This window comes from Kitasatospora sp. NPDC001225 (assembly GCF_053597855.1).
In genome coordinates this window covers 1-17,792 of the sequence record NZ_JBSFJC010000075.1, presented here as the reverse complement: position 1 = coordinate 17,792, position 17,792 = coordinate 1, and the positions used below count along the sequence as shown (strand labels likewise).

General features: G+C 74.2%; 18 protein-coding genes. 9 read left to right on the top strand and 9 right to left on the bottom strand.

The window, feature by feature from the left end:
* Window positions 1–33 precede the first annotated feature (33 nt).
* Window positions 34–951 (bottom strand): helix-turn-helix domain-containing protein, encoded by a 918-nt coding sequence (locus tag ACWDCZ_RS24245; RefSeq protein WP_449816937.1) that lies wholly within the window; start codon window positions 949–951, stop codon window positions 34–36.
* Between the two features lie 229 nt (window positions 952–1,180).
* Between ACWDCZ_RS24245 and ACWDCZ_RS24240 the strand changes: the two genes are divergently transcribed.
* The 3 genes from ACWDCZ_RS24240 (at window position 1,181) to ACWDCZ_RS24230 (ending at window position 4,566) form a co-directional block, all read left to right on the top strand.
* Window positions 1,181–1,888, top strand: a complete 708-nt coding sequence (locus tag ACWDCZ_RS24240) for a CHAP domain-containing protein (RefSeq protein ID WP_449816936.1) — start codon at window positions 1,181–1,183, stop codon at window positions 1,886–1,888.
* A 381-nt stretch (window positions 1,889–2,269) separates the two neighbouring features.
* Window positions 2,270–3,787, top strand: a complete 1,518-nt coding sequence (locus tag ACWDCZ_RS24235) for a S8 family serine peptidase (RefSeq protein ID WP_449816935.1) — start codon at window positions 2,270–2,272, stop codon at window positions 3,785–3,787.
* Between the two features lie 239 nt (window positions 3,788–4,026).
* The gene (locus ACWDCZ_RS24230; protein WP_143204700.1) at window positions 4,027–4,566 is read left to right on the top strand and encodes a hypothetical protein; all 540 of its coding nucleotides are present in this window, start codon (window positions 4,027–4,029) and stop codon (window positions 4,564–4,566) included.
* 125 nt (window positions 4,567–4,691) lie between these two features.
* Here the strand turns inward: ACWDCZ_RS24230 and ACWDCZ_RS24225 are convergent, their stop codons facing one another.
* The 3 genes from ACWDCZ_RS24225 to ACWDCZ_RS24215 are packed head-to-tail and all read right to left on the bottom strand — an operon-like array spanning window position 4,692 to window position 7,296.
* Entirely contained in the window at window positions 4,692–5,294 is a 603-nt protein-coding gene (locus tag ACWDCZ_RS24225) for a hypothetical protein (RefSeq protein ID WP_074005420.1), read from the bottom strand.
* A complete protein-coding gene (locus ACWDCZ_RS24220; protein WP_449816934.1) occupies window positions 5,291–6,550 on the bottom strand; it encodes a DUF7224 domain-containing protein in 1,260 nt (419 codons plus the stop codon). The genes ACWDCZ_RS24225 and ACWDCZ_RS24220 overlap by 4 nt, the downstream gene beginning before the upstream one ends.
* A 2-nt stretch (window positions 6,551–6,552) precedes the next feature.
* Window positions 6,553–7,296 carry an ATP-binding cassette domain-containing protein gene (locus ACWDCZ_RS24215; RefSeq protein ID WP_380739715.1) on the bottom strand — a complete coding sequence of 248 codons (744 nt, stop codon included), beginning with the start codon at window positions 7,294–7,296 and terminating at the stop codon, window positions 6,553–6,555.
* A 402-nt stretch (window positions 7,297–7,698) separates the two neighbouring features.
* On the opposite strand from ACWDCZ_RS24215, the gene ACWDCZ_RS24210 reads away from it, so the two are divergent.
* Together ACWDCZ_RS24210 and ACWDCZ_RS24205 are read left to right on the top strand one after the other, a co-directional pair.
* Window positions 7,699–8,679: an endonuclease/exonuclease/phosphatase family protein gene (locus tag ACWDCZ_RS24210; RefSeq protein WP_380739712.1), complete on the top strand. Its 981-nt coding sequence runs from the start codon at window positions 7,699–7,701 to the stop codon at window positions 8,677–8,679.
* A 195-nt stretch (window positions 8,680–8,874) separates the two neighbouring features.
* Window positions 8,875–9,210: a hypothetical protein gene (locus tag ACWDCZ_RS24205; RefSeq protein ID WP_375876079.1), complete on the top strand. Its 336-nt coding sequence runs from the start codon at window positions 8,875–8,877 to the stop codon at window positions 9,208–9,210.
* Between the two features lie 30 nt (window positions 9,211–9,240).
* On the opposite strand, the gene ACWDCZ_RS24200 is transcribed toward ACWDCZ_RS24205, so the two are convergent.
* The 4 genes from ACWDCZ_RS24200 to ACWDCZ_RS24185 all read right to left on the bottom strand — a co-directional run bounded on the left by ACWDCZ_RS24200 (window position 9,241) and on the right by ACWDCZ_RS24185 (window position 14,215).
* The gene (locus ACWDCZ_RS24200; protein WP_449816933.1) at window positions 9,241–11,589 is read right to left on the bottom strand and encodes an FtsX-like permease family protein; all 2,349 of its coding nucleotides are present in this window, start codon (window positions 11,587–11,589) and stop codon (window positions 9,241–9,243) included.
* Window positions 11,586–12,272, bottom strand: coding sequence for an ABC transporter ATP-binding protein (locus ACWDCZ_RS24195; protein ID WP_049654433.1), 687 nt, complete (start codon window positions 12,270–12,272; stop codon window positions 11,586–11,588). The genes ACWDCZ_RS24200 and ACWDCZ_RS24195 overlap by 4 nt, the downstream gene beginning before the upstream one ends.
* Window positions 12,269–12,802 (bottom strand): PadR family transcriptional regulator, encoded by a 534-nt coding sequence (locus tag ACWDCZ_RS24190; protein ID WP_117484913.1) that lies wholly within the window; start codon window positions 12,800–12,802, stop codon window positions 12,269–12,271. The genes ACWDCZ_RS24195 and ACWDCZ_RS24190 overlap by 4 nt, the downstream gene beginning before the upstream one ends.
* A gap of 156 nt (window positions 12,803–12,958) precedes the next feature.
* The gene (locus ACWDCZ_RS24185; RefSeq protein WP_449816932.1) at window positions 12,959–14,215 is read right to left on the bottom strand and encodes an alpha/beta hydrolase; all 1,257 of its coding nucleotides are present in this window, start codon (window positions 14,213–14,215) and stop codon (window positions 12,959–12,961) included.
* Between the two features lie 145 nt (window positions 14,216–14,360).
* On the opposite strand from ACWDCZ_RS24185, the gene ACWDCZ_RS24180 reads away from it, so the two are divergent.
* Window positions 14,361–14,819, top strand: coding sequence for a MarR family winged helix-turn-helix transcriptional regulator (locus tag ACWDCZ_RS24180; RefSeq protein WP_049654428.1), 459 nt, complete (start codon window positions 14,361–14,363; stop codon window positions 14,817–14,819).
* A gap of 110 nt (window positions 14,820–14,929) precedes the next feature.
* A complete protein-coding gene (locus ACWDCZ_RS24175; protein ID WP_117484918.1) occupies window positions 14,930–15,214 on the top strand; it encodes a hypothetical protein in 285 nt (94 codons plus the stop codon).
* Window positions 15,215–15,266: 52 nt separating this feature from the next.
* Here the strand turns inward: ACWDCZ_RS24175 and ACWDCZ_RS24170 are convergent, their stop codons facing one another.
* Window positions 15,267–16,079 carry a maleylpyruvate isomerase family mycothiol-dependent enzyme gene (locus ACWDCZ_RS24170; protein WP_074005407.1) on the bottom strand — a complete coding sequence of 271 codons (813 nt, stop codon included), beginning with the start codon at window positions 16,077–16,079 and terminating at the stop codon, window positions 15,267–15,269.
* A gap of 221 nt (window positions 16,080–16,300) precedes the next feature.
* Between ACWDCZ_RS24170 and ACWDCZ_RS24165 the strand changes: the two genes are divergently transcribed.
* Window positions 16,301–16,825, top strand: a complete 525-nt coding sequence (locus tag ACWDCZ_RS24165) for a SigE family RNA polymerase sigma factor (RefSeq protein ID WP_074005406.1) — start codon at window positions 16,301–16,303, stop codon at window positions 16,823–16,825.
* Complete coding sequence (locus ACWDCZ_RS24160; protein WP_449816931.1) at window positions 16,812–17,684, top strand: hypothetical protein; 873 nt, start codon at window positions 16,812–16,814, stop codon at window positions 17,682–17,684. Before ACWDCZ_RS24165 ends, ACWDCZ_RS24160 begins: the two co-directional genes overlap by 14 nt.
* Window positions 17,685–17,792 lie beyond the last annotated feature (108 nt).

Sequence of the window (17,792 nt, the reverse complement as noted above, 5' to 3'; positions counted from 1 at the left end):
CCGTTGAGCCGGCAGATGTCGAAGACGTCGGTCTCAGGGGCGCCTGGAATCCTGGCACTTGAGCACGGCGGGCGGGGTGGCGCCGTCGTCGAGGCAGATCCTGACGGTGGAGGCACCGCCGGCAACATCCGCGGGGATTGCGACGTTGTAGTTCTCGCTTGCGCCGCAGACGACGCCGGTGTGAATGCTGCCCAGTTCGCTGCCGGAGGCGGAGTAGCTCGTCGCTGTGGTGTCCCGACAGCCGGACGAGTCCTCGGACTTGCCTTGCCCGCTCAGGCCGACCGAGCGGTTGTACCAGGTCAGGGTGCCCTTCGTGGAGGTGTTTCCGTAGATGATGTCGAAGTCGGTGGTCGGGAAGGCGGCAGGAGGCGCGGCGGCGGGCGACGACCGGCGGGCCTCGTCCGCCCCGCCGGTCGTCGCCGTCGGGGCGAGCAGGCGGTGGACCAGCAGCCCGCCCGCGACCACCCCGGCCAGGGCCGCCGTCGCCCCCGCCACCCAGGCGACCCGGTGCCGGCTCCGGCCCGCCGCCGGGGCCGCCGACGGCTCCCCGGCCCCGGCGGCCACCACCGCCCCACCCACGGCCTCTCCTGCCGCCACCGCGACCGCCGCCACCGGCACCGGGGCCGCCACTTTGGCGGATGCCGCCCCCGCCCGCAGCTCCTCGTCCACCCGCGCGCGCAGGGCGAGCGCCTGGTCGAGGTCCCCCTCCGCCAACCGGTAACAGGACCAGAGCGCGCGGACTGCCGCCTCCGGCGCCGGGTGCCGGCCGTCCGGGCTCTCGTAGCGGGAGACGGTGGTCTGGGCGATGTTGAGCCGCCGGGCCACCGTCTTCTGCGGCAGTTCCCCCGCGCGGGCCCGCCACTCACGCAGCGTCCGCGCCAGCTCCACCCGCGCCGACGGCCCGGCCCCGACCCCCTCCGCCTCCGGCCCGGTGACTCCCCTGTCCGGCATCCGTCCGCTCCCCTCTCCTTCGGCCCGTGCATATCCGCAGCTCGGAGCACACGCATACCCGACTGCATACGAATGAGTAACCATCTGATCGCGCAGCGTAGGAGTCGGCGGCCCGGCCGTGCAACGCTGACGACCAGCCGGTGAAACCCCCGGCGAATCCCACCCCCCTCCCGTACCCGGGCATTCGTATGCCGCCCCGGGGCACGGGATGCACTCGAAGGAGTCACCGATGTACCCGACCCGTCACCTCACGCTCCCCACCCTCAAGCAGCGCACGGGCCGCGCCGTCGCCCTCGCCGTGCTGGCGGCGGCCGCGCTCACCGGGACCGGCGCGGCGGACGCGCTCGCCCTCCCGGCGACCCCGCCCGCCGCCGGCTCCACCGCCACCGCCGACAGCAGCACCACCGCCACCGTCACCGTCACCGGCGGGACCGCTGCCGACGCCGACGCCCTGCGCGAGGGTGCCGCGGCGCCGGCGGCAGCCACCTTGCGGGACCGGATCGCGGCGGCGGCGCGCGGTCAGATCGGGGTCACCGAGAGCAGCTCGGCCTGCCAGAAGTACCTCACCGGAAAGGGCCAGACCTGCCGCAACACCTCCTGGTGCGCGGCGTTCGCCGAGTGGACCTGGCGGCACGCCGGGGTGAAGAGCGTCCCGACCACCCTGCTCGGGCGAGGGGTCGGCAAGTGGGGGCAGGAGCACCACCTGTTCCACGCCGGCTCGCCGAAGCCCGGTGACCTCGTCGTCTACGGCCCGCCGGCCTACGAGCAGGGCGGCCACGTGGGCGTGGTGGTCTCGGTGAACCGTGACGGCACCCTGGACACCGTCGAGGGCAACGTCAGCAACAAGGTGACCCACCGCCACATCGACCCGCGCACCGCCAAGGGCGGCGTCAAGAACTGGAAGATCTCCGGCTACGTGACCCCGCCCGGCGCCTGATCCCCACCTCCGCTCCCCGGCCCGGGGCCGCGTCCTCCGTGGGGTGGAGGGGCGGCCCCGGGCCGGGGGGGTTCGCGGGCGGTGCGGCTGGGGCCGGGGACCCGGGCCCGGTCACGGTGTACGTCCTGGCGACCAAGCCGTGGCGTTCCGGGGGCAGTTGTCGATCCCTGCTCTCCGGTTCGACGCGGGGCCGCGCACCTTGGCGGATGTCCGGGGGGCGTGCCCGGTGCGGGAACTCCCGGTCGCGCGGGCCGTCTTGGGCACGGTCGGCATATCGGGGCGAGGTGGTGGACAGCTTTACTCCCGTACCACCCTCATGTGCCTGCCCGGCCGTCACTCTGCCGTCGGGCGGGTCCCCCACCCTGATGATGCGGAGACCACATGGCTCGACGACGTTCCTTGCCCCGGCTCGGCCTGGCCGTCCCGGTCGCGCTGGCGCTGACCGCCTCGCTCGGCTTCCTTCCCGCCTCGGCCTCGGCGGCGCCCCGAATACCGTCCGCCGCGCAGGCCGAGGACGCGCACACCCTGTCGTACGTCGTCAACACCAGGACCGACCACCGCACGATCGCCGAGGTGCAGCGGGCCATCACCGCGGCCGGCGGCACCGTCGTCGTCACGTACGACGGGATCGGCGTCATCGTCGCCCACTCGGCGGACCCCGGCTTCGGCGGGCGGCTGCGCGCGGTGCGCGGTGTGGAGTCGGCGGGTGCCACGCGGACCGCGCCGCTGAGCGCGGCGGGGACCACCGAGGCGGGTGCCGTGCGGCGCCTGTCCGAGGCCGAGGTGGCGACGATCGCGAAGGCGTCCGGCAGCGGCACCGAACCCCTCGAAGCCGAGCAGTGGGCCCTGCGGGCGATCGGCGCGGACAAGGCCGCGGAGATCAACCCGGGCAGCAGGGACGTCACGGTCGCCGTCGTCGACACCGGCGTCGACGACACCCACCCGGACCTCGCCCCGAACTTCTCCCCCTCGCAGTCCGCGAACTGCGCCAGCGGCAAGGCCGACACCACGTACGGCTCCTGGCGGCCGGTGGACGCGAACTACTTCCACGGCACGCACGTGGCGGGCACGATCGCCGCCGCCCGCAACGGCGTCGGCGTCGCGGGCGTGGCACCCGGGGTGAAGGTCTCCGGCATCACCGTCTCCCAGCCCACCCCGCGCCAGCTGATCTACGCCGAGAGCGTCGTCTGCGCCTTCGTGTTCGCCGCCGACCACGGCGTGCAGATCACCAACAACAGCTACTACGTGGACCCGTGGCAGTACAACTGCCTGGACGACCCCGACCAGAAGGCCATCGTCGACGCGGTCAACCGCGCCCAGCTCTACGCGCAGCGCAAGGGCACCCTCAACGTCGCCGGGGCCGGCAACGCCAACCACGACCTGGCCTCCGACGGCTTCACCGACGGCGGCAGCCCCAACGACTCCACCCCGTCGAGCCGGACGGTCGACCCGCACAGGTGCTGGGACCTGCCCGCGCAACTGCCGGGCGTCGTCACGGTCAGCGCGACCGGCGCCAAGGGCGCGAAGGCGTACTACTCCAACTACGGCCTCGGCGTGATCGACGTCGCGGCGCCGGGCGGCGACCAGTACCAGGCCTCGGACACACCGTCCAAGGAAGGCGGCATCCTGTCGACGCTGCCGGGCAACCAGTACGGCTACGAGCAGGGCACCTCCATGGCCACTCCCCACGCCTCCGGTGTGGCCGCGCTGCTGAAGTCCGCCCACCCGGAGGCGACCCCGGCCCAGTTGCAGGCACTGCTCAAGGCCCAGGCGGACAACCCGGGCTGCCCGGCCGGTCCGAACGGCGACGGCGCCGCGGACCCCGTCTGCGCGGGCGGCAAGCGCGTCAACGGCTTCTACGGCTTCGGCATCGTCAACGCGCTGCGCGCGGTCAAGTAACCGGCGCCGCACCCGTCCCGTGCCCGAAACGCGCTGACGCCCCCGGCTGTCCAGGCCGGGGGCGTCGGCGCTCGCGGCACGCCGGGTGCGCGCCACGCCCCACAGGTCGGGCGGTAGGCCCCGGGACCTTTCGGGCGGGTGCGGGCATTGAACGTCAACTACGCTGCTGTCACCATCAGTTGGCCGATGCAGGACCGGTCCGCCGAGCGGGCGCGGATACGGGGAGGGAGGCGGCGAGGGTGCGGACGGCAACACGGATCGCGGCGGCGGTACTGGCGGTGGCGCTCCTGGCCGGAGCCGCGGCGCTGACCTGGACGCTGACCGCGGAGCGGATGAGCGCGGCCATGGGGCTGGGCCCGCCGGACGGCGTCGTCGTGGTGGAGGACTGCTACGAGGTGTCCGACAGCGAGGGCTACAACGACGGCACCAACTGCAAGGGCAGCTTCACCCCCGCCGGCGGCGGCGCGGACCAGGCCCGGCCCATCGTGGTACAGGACACGAGCGGAAAACACCGGGCCGGCACCCGGCTGCCGGTACGGCTGGCCAAGGGCGTGGCCCACGAACCGTCGGCATCACCCGCCATCAAGTACGGCATCGCCGCCGCCATGATCCTCGTCCTGGGCACCGTGTCGGCCGGCTGGCTGCTGACGACCGCCTGGCGCGGCCACGCCCCGGAGGGCAGCATCCTGCTCACCAGCGCCGGCGTCGGGCTCATGGCCGTAACGGTCCTGGGTATCGCCGCCGGCCTGCTCGCCGGAATCGTCGCCCTGTTCCTCTGAGCCGGATCGGCAGCCCGTCATGCGGCAACCGCTCGCTGCCTCGACTCGGGCGGGCACGTCATCGGTGCGGCCACGACCGAGGCCCCCCTTCATCCGACGGTCCCGCTCCGACAGCGATCGAGACGTCAGTCGCCATCGACACCGGCACGCCGGCGCAACGGGGGGACGACGAGCGAGAGAGCACCGATGGCAAGCAGGACCAGAGCTTGTATCGACGCGGTAACTGATCTGGCGTCGTGCAGTGGCCAGGCCCAGATGCCGGGCCTGTTGTGCACCAGACCGAAGGAGGCGCACAGGAAGGGGAACAGCGCAGTGGCCGCCGTGGCGACTCGCCCTCCCGCGAGCCAGCGGATGATGAGGGCGAGGCCGAGGTAGCCGGCGAAGTCGCGGGCCAGGGCGGTGGCGGCGCTGCCCGCGCCCGCCGTGGATGCCACGACGGCGGCCAGCGCGCAGACCACAACACATGCGGCCATGAAGACCGCGTCCCATCCGCCCACGGCGCGGACCGCGACGCGCTCCGCGACAGCGTCGGCACGGGCCTGGCCCTCCAGGATCAGGCAGACGGGAACCAGCGGAAGGAGCGAGGACATGGGCAGGTCGAACGTCAGCCCGCCGATCACCACCGGGATGGGGACCATCACGGAGTCGGCGCCGCTGCCCAGCAGGATGCAGGAGAGCAGGCCGACGGCGACGGCGGGCACGTACCTGATGCGCAGCCACCAGATCATCGGGCCGCCTGGAAGGAGGGCGTGCCCGGCTGGTGGTACTGCGCGGGGTCCAGGACCGGCTTGACGTCGCAGCGACCCAATGTGTCCGCGTTCTTCTGGAACCAGGCGAGCTGTTCACCCTGCGGGAGTGTCATGACCTGGCGGGCGAGCTGCACCTCCTGTGGCCGGTAGCTGCCTTCGACCGTCCTGGGGGTGACTCCGGCCGTGAGCTTCAGCCAGGACGACAGTGGGGCGACCGCCTCCACGCCGGGCCAGCGGGCGAACGACTCCTTGGCGCAGTCGGGAGCCCCGTTGGGGATGTACCCCAGCGCGACGAGTGATTGCACCTCGTCCTTGCCGGGCCGGGCGGATAACGGTGCCACCGTCAAGGGCCGTGCCAGACCAACGGCTTGGAGACGCTGGTGCGCCTCGATCGCCCAGTCGGTGATGCTGGTGGCGTCGGCCCGCTGCTCGGGCCACAGGCACACCCGTGGCGCCGCCGTGGTGCAGGTCTGCTCGCTTTCCGGGCGTGCTTGCGCCGCACGGTATCCGAGAGGTGCCGCGATCCCCGCCCCTGCCGTAGCCGTGGCCACCAGTGCCAGGACGGCGGTCAGCCGGTAGTTCCCGCGCAGCCTCGTCCAGATCCAGGCGGCGACCACCATCCCGACAGCCACGACGGTCGGCGCGAGGACCGCCCGGGTGGCCGGCAGTTGGTCCAGCGCGCAGCACTCGGTGAGGTTCCGACCGTTGAGCTGGCGGACCCAGAAGGCGTCGAGGGTCGACGGGTAGGCCATCCAGAGGAAGCTGGCGACGAGGGCCAGGGGCACGGCGAGCAGCCGCGGCAGGACATGTCCGAGCACGTAGCCGACCACGGCGTGCGCGAGGACGACCAGCAGTTCCAGGAGGATGACGACGGGGGTGGACCAGCCCGGAACCCCACCGGCCTGCGGAACGAACAAGGCCAGGGCGGCCAGGACGGAGACCGTGCCGAGGGCCAGGGTCGGGGCCAGAACGGAGAGGGCGATGGCGGTGGCGGAACGGGCGGGTGCCATACCGAGGACCGCGGACCGGCGCACCTTGAGGCCTTCCCAGGCCCCGCAGGCCGCGACGGCGGGCGCTGTGAAGCTGAGCAGGAAGCTGCTCTGGGCGGTGACGGAAGGCCAGTAGCCGTCGGTGATCCAGCCGGTCATTCTGCCGCTGTACATCGTGATCCACACGAGCAGGACGGGCATGGCCCGCACGGCTGACGAGATCCGGAAGATGGTGCGCCAGGGCACGGTCACACCTCCCCGGTGACGATGCCGGCATAGGCGGTCTCGGCACGCCGTTCCGCGGGGACACCGTGCGGCGCGAGCGTCAGGAAGGACTCGATGGGCCCTTGATGACGCACCTTTCCCTGGTCGAGGACGACGACCGAGTCGTAGGTCTCGGCCAGGTCCTCGGTCTGATGAGTGGAGACGACGAAACTCGTGAGGTGGCGCAGCTCGCCGATCAGTTCCCGGAAGACTCCGCGCTGGACCGGGTCGAGTCCCGCCGTGGGCTCGTCCAGGAGCACGACCTGGGCGTCGTGTACCAGGGTCTGGGCGATCCCCAACCGTCGTAACTGTCCACCGGAGAGTTCCCCGCTGCGCCGGTCCGCGAGCGAGGTGAGCCCGACCTTCTCGATGGCCTGCCGGGACCGCTCCCAGGCCTCGCTCCGCGACATGCCCTTGAGCCAGCCCGCGTAGGCCGCCTGTTCCCGCACTCGCAGGCCGGGCACCGGCCGCACGTGCTGAGGGAGCCAGCCGACCTTCCGACGGTAGGCCTTGAGGTCCTTGGAACTGCTCGTGTCCAACCCGTCAAGGGTGATGCGACCGGCCTCGGGCCTGAGGGCGGAGGCGATCAGGCCCAGCAGGGTCGACTTGCCGGCGCCGTTCGGGCCGAGCAGCACGCTGCACCCTTCTCCCAGGCGGAGGCTGAAGGAGTCCAGGACTCGGGAGCCCTTGCGGTAGCCGAAGGAGCAGTCAGTTACTTGAACAGGCATGATCACCGATCCGCTTTGCATTCTGAGCTGGTGAGAGATGTGGTGCCGCGTCACCCGGACGCTTTCCCACAGACACGTGCAGCATCGGCTATCCCACTGCACGCCGGTCCGGGCGGTTGACACAGCTGGGGCATCCATGCGGGTGCCGGCACGTGTCGGAGCGTTCCTCCCCGGAGATGGCGACGGAAGCATGCTCACATCCGTTGATCTGCACCGTCTTCCTTCTGGAGGGCTGTGCCGCGAGGCCTGCTACGAAAGTTCGGATCCGATGATGCCGTACAGATCGGCGAGGGGCCCGGCTTCGGCCGGTGGTGCGGAACCGGGGCCCCGGGCGCGGGCGTCCGTCCTTCTCGACGGCGGCCGGTGATCATGGCTGCCGGCCGCCGCCCTGGAAGGAGCACCGTGACCGACCGTACGTCGAAGAGCGCGTCGCCCGCCGGCCGGAGCCGTTGGCGGCTCGCCGCGCTGGTCGGGTGCGGGGTGCTGCTGCTGGGCCCGGCCGGGCTCGCGGTGGTGCGGCTGCTCGGGTGGGACGACGGCACGGTGCTGGCCCTGCCGATGGCCGGGCTGCCGTACGCGGCGCTGCTCAGCGTGCTGCTGCTGGCGGTGGTGGCGGTGCTGCGCGCACGGTGGCTGACCGGGGTCGCGGCCGCGCTGGTGGTGCTGCAACTGTGGTGGCTGGTGCCCCGGTTCGTCCCGGACGGGGCCCACGCGCCCGCCGACGCGCCCCGGCTGCGGGTGGCGACCAGCAACAACTTCATGGGGCAGGTCTCGCCGAAGTCCCTGGTCGACCTGGTGCGCGAGCAGCGGATCGACGTGCTCGCGGTCGAGGAGCAGAGCGACTCCGCCGCCGACGCCCTGGATGCGGCCGGCATCCGCACCCTGCTGCCCCACCGGGAGCGGCCGGCCGGCACCGACACCGCGCTCTACACCCGGCTGCCTGTCGGCTCCGCCGCCGACCCGGCCTGGCCGACCACCAACCTGACCGTCGACGTCGGCGGCCGCCCGGTGCAGCTCGTCGCCGTCCACACCTACTACCCGCTCGGCGACGCCCGCCGCTGGGCCGAGGACCTGCACGGCCTGCGCGCCGCCGCGCCCGGACGCAACCACAACGCGGTCCTGCTGGGCGACTTCAACGCCACCCTCGACCACAAGCCGATGCGCGACCTGATCGGCACCGGCCTGACCGACACCCACGAGGAGCTCGGCGCGGGCCTCTTCCCCACCTGGCCCCAGGACCACCCCGACTACCGCGTCCCGGCCGTGATCCAGATCGACCACGTCCTGCACGGGCCCGCGCTCACCGCCGTCGACGTCTCCGAGCACGCCCTGCCACGCAGCGACCACCGCGCCGTGGTGGCCGAACTCGCCGTCCTGCGCTGAACGCTGGACCCGGGGAGCCGGGGGCAGCGGTCGGCCGGCGGTCGGCCTGCGGGAGTGAGTGTCCCGCGACGGACGACGGTACGGGGTAGACGCCGGCCGGGCGCGGCCAGGGGTGTGCGGCGGGCGCGGAGTTGAGTATCCGTGCTCAGGACGGGCCGGGGGTTCCGCGGTGAGGATGGCGGGATGCTTCGGTTGGTGGTGGACGTTCTCGTGGCCGTTGTGCTGACCGCCGTGGAGGTGGTGGCGCTGGTTCTCGCCTTCTTCGCCGTCGGGCTCAAGCGGTGGGCCGCGGACAAGAGCGGTCGCGGGGTCACACCCGGCCTGAAGCGGGCCGCCCGCGCCGTGGCGGTGGTGTCGGTAGCGCTGCCCTTGGCGTGCGCGTACGGGCTGTTCCTCCTGCGGCTGCCGGTCGCGGCGGCCGCCCAGTGCCTGCTGGTGGTGGCCGTACCGTTCTTCCGCCCCCTCCTGATCGGTGTGAACCGTCTACGGGAAGGCGTCAAGCGTCGCCGGCACGGACGCCGGCGACGCTGACGGCCCCTGGACGGTCCGCCGGGGGCGGGGTTATTCGTGGCGCAGGGCGTCCGGGCGCATCAGGCGCAGGAGTTGGGGCAGGCCGAGGGCGGTGGTGAGGAGGACGGCGCCCGCGGCGGTGGCGGTCATGGCGAGCAGGGAGGCCCAGTCGGTGTTCAGGGGGACGCCGGAGGAGTACTGGAGGACGGTTCCGGTCAGCAGGCCGGCGGCGGTGGCCAGGGCCAGGCCGAGGGCCACCGGGAGGAGGGTCTGCCACAGGACGGACAGGGCCAGGACGCGTCGGGGGGTGCCGACGGCGTTCAGGACGCCGAGGACGCGGCGCTGTTCGCGCAGCCGTTCCAGTTGGCCGACCAGCAGGCTGAGGGCGACCAGCAGGAGGGTGATCGCCGATCCGGCGGTCAGCAGGCGTTTGACGGCGAGGTAGGTGGCGTCGGGGGCGGGGTCGAGCGGGAATTCGGTGCGGGCCTGGGGGTCGATCGCCATGACGGCGGTGGTGAGGTGTTCGTTCGGGTCCGGGAGGGCGTCGGCGAGTGAGACCAGGACGGTGGCCGGCTGTCCGCGCAGGGCGTCGGCGGGGACGGCGGCGGGGGTGAGCAGGAGCAGGCCGGCTCCGATGCGGCCGTTGGGGTCGGCGTCCTGGACGGGGGTGACGGTGGCGGTCGGGGCGGGCAGGGGGAAGGGGGCCGGTTCGCCGGTGCCGCGGTAGTAGGCGGCGTGGACGGTCGTTCCGGGCGGGACGGGGTCGGTGCCGGGGCGGGCGGTCGGGCCCTGGAGGGCGAAGGCGTCGCCGTCCTCGCAGTGGGGCAGGGTGGCGAATCCGCGCAGGACGGCGCAGGAGGCGATGCGGACCGAGGGCAGTTCCCAGGACTTGGCCGTGGCGCTCTCCAGGGCGAACTCGGTGTAGGCGGCGGTGGCCTGGATCCCGGGGCTGCGGGCGAGGCGGTCGGCGAGGGCGTCGGCGGTGGGGCCGCCGCCGGGGAAGGTCACCGACTGCCGGTAGGGGCCGGTGGTGGGCTGGGGCCGGGCGTACTGCTCGTACTGGGTGCTGATGCCGAGGAAGAGCGTCTGCAGGGCGATGGCGCCGGCGATGGCGACGACGACGCCGCTGACGGCGGTGGCGGCCGGCCCGGAGCCCGTCTGCAGGCGGCGGGTGGCGAGTTGCCAGGACAGGGGGCCGCCGCCGGCCCGTCGGGTGACGGCTTCGACGAGCCAGGGCAGGAGGGTGCAGACGCCGGTGAGGGTGAGCAGCACGCCGAACGCGACGAGGAGTGAGCCGCGGGTGCCCTGGGCCGGGTCGGAGAGGGTGAGGGCGAAGACCGTCAGGGACAGGCCGGCCAGTGGCAGCATGAGGCGCCATCCGATGCGGCGCCGGCCGGGGTCGGAGCGGCGGACGGTGCCGAGCGGGTCGAGGGCGGCCCGGCGCATGGCGAGCAGGGTGACGCCGACGGCCATGAGCGGGACGACGACGGCGATCGCGGCGGCGATGGCGGGCTGGGGTGCGACGTCCTCGGGGTAGAAGCTGAATCCGGCGAGGCGGACGCGTCCGATGAGCTGTCGGCCGAGGAGGAAGAGCGCCGTTCCCGCGGCCAGGCCCAGCACCGTTCCCACCAGGGACTCCCCCGCGGCGATCCGGGCGGTCATCCGGCGGTCGGCGCCGCCCAGGCGCAGTGCGGCGAGCCGGCGGTCGCGGCGTTCGCCGCCGAAGCGGGCGGCGGCGGCGAGGAAGACGCCGACCGGGGCGAGCATCACGGTCAGGCCGACGGCGTTGAGCAGGACCAGTTTGGGGTCCATGTCTTTGGGCGGTGAGAAGTGGCCGAACGCGGTGATCCGGACGGCGCCGGTGTCGACCGAGAGGTGGTCGCCGCCGAGGACGTAGTCGGCCTGGCCGGGTCCGAGCAGTCCGGCGGGGCCGATGGTGCCGGTCACGGGGTAGGGCAGGCGTTCGCGCAGCAGGTGGTTGGCGGGGTCCTTGAGGAGGTCGGCGAGGGCCGGGGAGACGGCCATCGTGCCGGGGGCCGGGTAGGCGGCGAGGCCGGGCGGGAGTGCGGCGTTCGGGCCTTCGGGTTGGACGACGCGGCCGCGGACGGGGGTGCCGTGGAAGGCGGTGTCGGCGGTGGCGACGAGGACGGTGCGGTCGCCGGGGGTGGGCAGGTCCTCGTCCCGGAAGGTGTCGTTCTGGGTGTAGAGGCGCTGGTCGCGGTGGTGGACGAGGCCGGGGAAGGAGGCGGTGAAGAGCAGGAGGGCCACGCCGAGGCCGACGCCGCAGGCGGTGAGCAGCAGGCGGCCCCAGCCGTCCCGTCCGCTGGTGACGGCGAGCCGGGCGCCGAGGGCGAGTTGGTCCAGGTGCGGTCGGCGGACCCGGGGGTCGGTGGCGCTCACCGGGTGGTGGCCAGGTCGCGGGTGCGGCCGTCGCGGACGACGATCTCGCGGTCGGCGTAGGCGGCGACCCGTACGTCGTGGGTGACGAGGACGACGGCGGCGCCGCTCTCGCGGGCGGCGCGGGTGAGCAGTTTCATGACGCGTTCGCCGTTGAGGGAGTCGAGGGCGCCGGTGGGTTCGTCGGCGAAGACGGCTCGGGGGCCGGTGATCAGGGCGCGGGCGGCGCCGACGCGTTGGCCCTGGCCGCCGGAGATCTCGCCGGGGCGTTTGGCGGCGGTGTCGGCGACTTCCAGGCGTTCCAGCCATTCGGCGGCGCGGGCTTCGGCGGCTTTGCGGCGGGTGCCGTTCAGGCGCAGCGGGAGGGCGACGTTCTCCAGGCAGGAGAGTTCGGGGACGAGTTGGCCGAACTGGAAGAGGAAGCCGAAGTGGGTGCGGCGCAGGGCGCTGAGTTCGCTGTCGGTGCTGGTGGTGAGGGAGCGGCCCTGGTAGGTGATGGTGCCCTGGTCGGGGCGGGTGATGCCGGCGAGGCAGTGCAGGAGGGTGGACTTGCCGGAGCCGGAGGGGCCCATGACGGCGACGAGTTCGCCGGCGGCGACGGTGAGCGAGGCGCCGGCGAGGGCCGGGGTGGGGCCGAAGGACTTGTGCAGGTCCTGGGCGTGGAGGAGGGGTTCGGCGGTGGTCAACGCGGGGTCTCCGTCAGGCGGGCGGTGAGGTCGTCGAGGCGGGCGGCGGTGAGTTCGAGCCAGCGCAGGTCGGCTTCGAGGTGGAACAGGGCGTGGTCGCAGATCAGTTCGTCGGCGAGGTCGCCGGCGAGTTTGCGGCGGGTCAGTTCGCGCATGGTCCGCAGGTGTTCGGCGCGTTGGGTGTCGAGGACGTCGGCGGCGGAGCGGCCGGTGAGGATGGCGAGCACGACCTTCTGGTAGAGGGTGCTCTGCAGGTAGGGCTGCGGGTCCTCGGGGTGGGCGAGCCAGTCGGCGAGGTCGGTGACGCCGGCGTCGGTGATGGCGTAGCGCTTGCGGTCCGGTCCGCCGCCGGCTTCCACGCCCTCGACGACGACGTGGCCGTTCTTCAGCAGGCGGGAGAGGGTGGCGTACACCTGTCCGTAGTGCAGGGCGCGGTCGCGGCCGAAGTGCTCGTCGTAGAGGCGTTTGATGTCGTAGCCGTGGCGGGGCTGGGCTTCCAGGAAGCCGAGGAGCATCTGTCCGAGTGACATGATCAAGGACTATACACACCATGTATACATGGCATGTATAGCGAGGTTCGGGGCTGCCGCCGGTGCGGGCTCCTCCAGCCCGGGGCCGCCCCCGGGCTCGGGGGAACGCCCCGGGGCGTGGAGGTGCCCCGGGGCGCGGCCGTCCGTCCGCGCGGGTCAGCCGCGGCGCAGCACGGTGAGCGGGGCGGGGGCGGTGCCGAGCCACCAGGTGGGGTCGGCGCTGCCGTCGGTGGTGCGGCCGTCGCGGTGGACGTAGTGGCGCACGTCCCGTCCGGGGTCGGTGAACTCGCCGGCCAGGGCCCGCTCCAGCCACTCCGCCCCGAACCGGAAGACCTCGGCCGCCACTCCCCCGAGCGGGTGGAACTCGTCCTCGTAGACCCGCAGTTCCTTCGGCGCCCGGATGCGCTCGAAGCTCTCCAGGGCCTGGGCGAGGTCGGTGAGCTCGTCGAACTCGCCGATGCCGTGGAGCACCGGGCAGGCGATGTCGGCCACCAGGTCGCCGAGCGGCATGCGGTGGGCGAGGTCGCGGTCGAAGGCCTCCTCGTCGGTGTACCCGGCCATGTACATGTAGTTGTTCTTGAAGGTCGGCTGGGCGCGCTCGAAGATCGTCGCGAAGTCCCCGGTGACGGCCTCGAAGGCGGCGAGCGCGGCCAGGCGGCCGTCGGCGGCGGCGGCCCGGGAGCCCCAGTAGCCGCTCATCGAGATGCCGAACATGCCGATCCGGTCGGCGTCGACCTCCGGGAGCGCGGCCAGGTGGTCGAGGTAGCGGCCGATCGCCCGCTCGTAGTTGCCGAGGTCGACGGTCAGCCCGCCGGCGCGGCTCTCGCCCTGACCCGGCCCCTCGATGGACAGCGCGACCATCCCGCGCGAGGTGTAGTAGCGCTCGGCCGCCCAGATGTAGTCCTCCTTGATCATGTCCATCCCGGGGCCGAGGATGACGGCCGGCGCGTTGCGGACCGGCCCGGCCGGCAGGTGCAGCAGGGCGAAGATCCGCGAGCCCTCGAAGTCCAGCTCCACCCGCCGCACCCGGCCCTCGCGCAGCGCGCCCAGGCGCTCCACGCAGTGGTTGGCGTGCTCGCGCATGGCCGCCTTGCGCGGGTCGGCGGCGTCGAAGAGCGAGTACTGCGCCCGGCCCCACATCACGGCCGCCCTCAGGTAGAGGTCGGCGGCGGTCTGCGCGAAGCCGCCGCGCTCGTGGTGGGCGGCGCGCTCCTCGGCCTGGCCGGCCACCGTCGCCCACGCCTTGGGCAGCATCGCGCCGCTCCTGACGAGGGCGAAGACCTTGGCGAAGTCGGTGTGGTCGTGGCCCAGCTGCTCCATGGTGCCGACGGCCTCGGGGTGCAGCGCGTCGAAGCCGCCCTGGGCGAGGGCGATGTCCAGGGCCCAGCTCTGGCCGGTGGAACGGACGGTCATGACGGTCTCCTCTACGGGGTCCGACGGGGGGATCCGGTTGCGGGTCCCCCGGCGGGATCCGATTGGCTAAGCACTTAATGAATAAGTACTTAGCTATTAAGTCCCGAGGCTAGGCTGCTGTCAACCCGACGAAGAGGACCGACCAATGGCCGAGCCGCCACCCACCGACGACCGCGCCCGGGCGCTCGACCGCCTGGCCCGCGCCGCCTACCGCCTCAGCGCCGCCGACGCCCGGCTGCGCGGACGCGCCACCCGCACCCCCGGCGCGCTCTCCCTCACCCACGCCCGGGCCCTGCGCACCCTGGCCGAACAGGGCCCCCTCAGCATCGGCGGGCTCGCCGCCGGCACCGAGACCACCGGCGCCGCCACCACCCAGCTGGTCAACGGCCTGGTCGCGGCCGGCTACGTCACCCGCACCCGCCAGCCCGAGGACAAGCGCTCCGTCCTGGTCGCCCTCACCGACACCGGCCGGGCCCTGCACGACCAGCGCCAGCGGGCCCTGGCCGACGCCCTGCACGGCGACCTGGGCGACTACGACGACGACGCCCTCGACCGGGCCACCGAGGTGCTGCAGCGGCTGTCCGCCGTCTACGACCGGCTGTGACGCCGTGAACCAGCCGGAGCGGGGGCGTCCCTGACGTCCGGGGGCGCCGGGGCTGGGCCGGATGCCGCTGTGCGGGTGCAGGGGGGCGGCGTTGCGGCGAGGTTGTGGTGGTGGACACCGTCATCGTGCTCGAACCCGATACGCCGACCAACGTGCGGATCCTCGGCCCCGGCCGCGTGCCGGCGGACCCCGAGAACCCGGTACGGATGGCGCACGCCGCCCCCGCGGAGGCCTCGGGCGTCTGCGGGCCGCTCACCCTGTGCGGCCTGCGCACCTCCGAGATGACCCTCGCCCCGCACCGCTCCCCCGGGCCCGGCCGGCCGCGCTGGAACACCTGCGGGGCGTGCCGCGACGCCGAGGGGGGAGCGGCGGCCCGCGCCCCCGGTCCGGCGTAACCCGGACCCGGCCCGGCCCCGGCCCGGGCGGGCCGCCCGGCGGGGTCAGGGGTCAGGGGGCGGCGAACAGCCCGGGGAAGGACGGGGCCAGCCAGGGGCGGCGGCCCCAGGCGAGCACCTCGCCGCGCAGCAGGGCGCCGGGGGCGCTGCGCCGGCCCAGCGCGATGAGCAGGAACGCCACCGGTTCGACGAGGATCGTGCAGTCCGGGCGGCGGGGCGGGTCCTGGCTCACCGCGGCGGCGCCGTCCGTGAAGGTCACCGCGAACCCGTCCAGGCCCCGGCCGCGCAGCCGGTAGCAGGCGCTGTGGCCGGCCGCGGCGCGGGCGTCCGTCACCCGCGGCATGACCGTGCGCACGAACGGCATCGCCAGCCCGACCCGGCGCCGGTCGATCGGGTGCGGGCGGCCGAGGGCGACGGCGATGTCGTAGAGGTGGCCCAGCATGTGGGTCAGCAGGTAGGCGCCGAGGGTGTCCAGGTCCATCCGGCCGAGCGGGGTGGACACCGGCTCGGTGCCCGCGCGCGGCGCGGCCGCCACGGTGAACTCCCGTGCCCGCCGGGCGATCTCCTCGGCGAGCACGTCCGGGTCCCGTTCGGGCCGCTCGGCCAGCGAGGCCGCGTTCGCCGCGGCCAGCGAGCCCGGGGTGCCGTCCCCGTACGGCCGTTCCTCGCCGGCGGCCAGCGCGGCCATCAGCTCGTTGGCCATCGCCAGGTGGGCGGCCGCCTCGGCGACCGTCCACTCGGCGCCGGGGATCCGGGTGTCGCCGCGGCAGCCGGCGAGCAGGGCGACGGCCTCGTCGCCGACCGCGGTGACCTCTTCGAAGAGCGCGGTGCGCGCGGCACCGGGAGAGTGCGGGGGGAGAGTCATGGAGGTGAAGCGTGGACGAGCGCCGCGCCGCTGTCCAGGTCCCCGCACCGCCCGGGGCACCGGGCCGACTCCCGGACCGGCTCGCGGGTCCGCGCCCGCAGGCAACCCGAACCGCCCCCCGACGCGTCGAGCTGCCGTGAGAGCAAGAACGAACACGCGGCCCGGGCGGCCGCCACGGCAGACGGGGACGGCACGGACACCATGGCGGGGACGACGGCAGGATGACGAACGCGACACCGCCGGACTTCGAGGAGTTCGTCGCCGCCTGCGGGCCCAAGCTCCTGCGCACCGCCTGGCTGCTGACCGGCGACCCGCACCAGGCCGAGGACCTGCTGCAGACGGCGCTCGCCAAGGTCTGGCCCAAATGGACGCGCATCGCCCCCGACCGGCCCGAGGCGTACCTGCGGAAGGTCCTGGTGAACTGCCACGTCTCCTGGTGGCGGCGCCGCTGGACCGGGGAGCTGCCGCACGGCGAACTGCCGGAGCCGCCGCCGGGCCCGGACCCGTACGACGGGGTGGTGCTCGGCCGGGTGGTCGCCGAGGCGGTGCGGTCGCTGCCGCCGCGTCAGCGGGCCGTGGTGGTGCTGCGCTTCTTCGAGGACCTCAGCGTCGAGGAGACCGCCGAGGTGCTGCGCTGCAGCACGGGCACCGTCAAGAGCCAGACGCACCGGGCGCTGGCCGGCCTGCGCGGCCGGCTGCCGGCCCGGGAACTCCTGCTGGACGGGGGACCCCGTGAACGGCGCTGACCTGCTCGACCCGTACGGGCCGGGCGACGGCGGGCCCGACGACGAGGAGGAGCTGCGGATCCTGCTCCACCGGGCCGTCCCCGCCCTCGGTTCGCCGGAGGACCGGATGGAGCGCGTCCTCGCCCGGGTCGAGCGGTCCAGGCGCCGCCGGCGGGCGGCCGGGCTCGCCGCGGGCCTCACCGCCGGACTCACCGCCGCCGTGCTGGCCGCCGCGCCCGCGCTCGCGCCGGCACCGGTGCGGGGGGCCGCGACGGGGCCCGCGGGCTCCGTGTCCGCCCCGGTCCTGTCGCCCCCGGCGGCGGCGCCGGCCCCGTCGGTCTCGCCCGCCCCGACGGTGCCGGGGGAACCGTCCGCCGGGAGCGGGGCGACGGTCTTCTTCCCCCGGCTGCCCGAGATGGTCCTCGACCCGCCGGTGAACTGGCACGCCCTGGCCGCGTCGAGCGCCGACCCCCGGGAGCGGTTCGGCTACCTCGGCACCCAGCCGCTGGGGGCGTCCCCGTCGTGCGCGACGGCCGCGGCCCGCTGCCCGCTCGCCGGGCGGCTGGCCGTGGACGGCGCCGTCCTCGCGTTCCGGCTGGTGGACGACCAGGGGCTGGCCGAGAAGCTCGGCCCGGACCCGTCCGGGCTGGGCGACACGGCCCTCGACAAGGAGTGCGCAGCGCTCGGCGGCGACCGCGAGCTGACCGGCCTGCGCGCCATCGACCGCGACGGCCCCGCCGCGGTGGTCGAGGTGACGGCCTGCCTGCGCCAGGCCTCCGACCCGACGGTGCGCCAGGCACGGCAGGCCTTCGACTCCGTCCGCTCCGCCCCGCCGGGCGGCCGCTCGCCGGGCCCCACGGGCCGGGCGGCAACGCCGTAGGCCCCGTCGTCCGGCCCCTCGCCACCCGCCGGGGGCGGGCGGGCCGCCCCGCGGCGGCGGGGGGGGCGCCGCCCGGCCCCCCGTTCTAACTTTGCAAACCAACACCCC

Bases quoted from the DNA above. Each gene is read 5' to 3' on its own strand.
- ACWDCZ_RS24245 (WP_449816937.1), bottom strand. From the start codon at position 951: ATGCCGGACAGGGGAGTCACCGGGCCGGAGGCGGAGGGGGTCGGGGCC.
- ACWDCZ_RS24240 (WP_449816936.1), top strand. From the start codon at position 1,181: ATGTACCCGACCCGTCACCTCACGCTCCCCACCCTCAAGCAGCGCACG.
- ACWDCZ_RS24235 (WP_449816935.1), top strand. From the start codon at position 2,270: ATGGCTCGACGACGTTCCTTGCCCCGGCTCGGCCTGGCCGTCCCGGTC.
- ACWDCZ_RS24225 (WP_074005420.1), bottom strand. From the start codon at position 5,294: ATGATCTGGTGGCTGCGCATCAGGTACGTGCCCGCCGTCGCCGTCGGC.
- ACWDCZ_RS24215 (WP_380739715.1), bottom strand. From the start codon at position 7,296: ATGCCTGTTCAAGTAACTGACTGCTCCTTCGGCTACCGCAAGGGCTCC.
- ACWDCZ_RS24190 (WP_117484913.1), bottom strand. From the start codon at position 12,802: ATGTCACTCGGACAGATGCTCCTCGGCTTCCTGGAAGCCCAGCCCCGC.
- ACWDCZ_RS24185 (WP_449816932.1), bottom strand. From the start codon at position 14,215: ATGACCGTCCGTTCCACCGGCCAGAGCTGGGCCCTGGACATCGCCCTC.
- ACWDCZ_RS24180 (WP_049654428.1), top strand. From the start codon at position 14,361: ATGGCCGAGCCGCCACCCACCGACGACCGCGCCCGGGCGCTCGACCGC.
- ACWDCZ_RS24170 (WP_074005407.1), bottom strand. From the start codon at position 16,079: ATGACTCTCCCCCCGCACTCTCCCGGTGCCGCGCGCACCGCGCTCTTC.
- ACWDCZ_RS24165 (WP_074005406.1), top strand. From the start codon at position 16,301: ATGACGAACGCGACACCGCCGGACTTCGAGGAGTTCGTCGCCGCCTGC.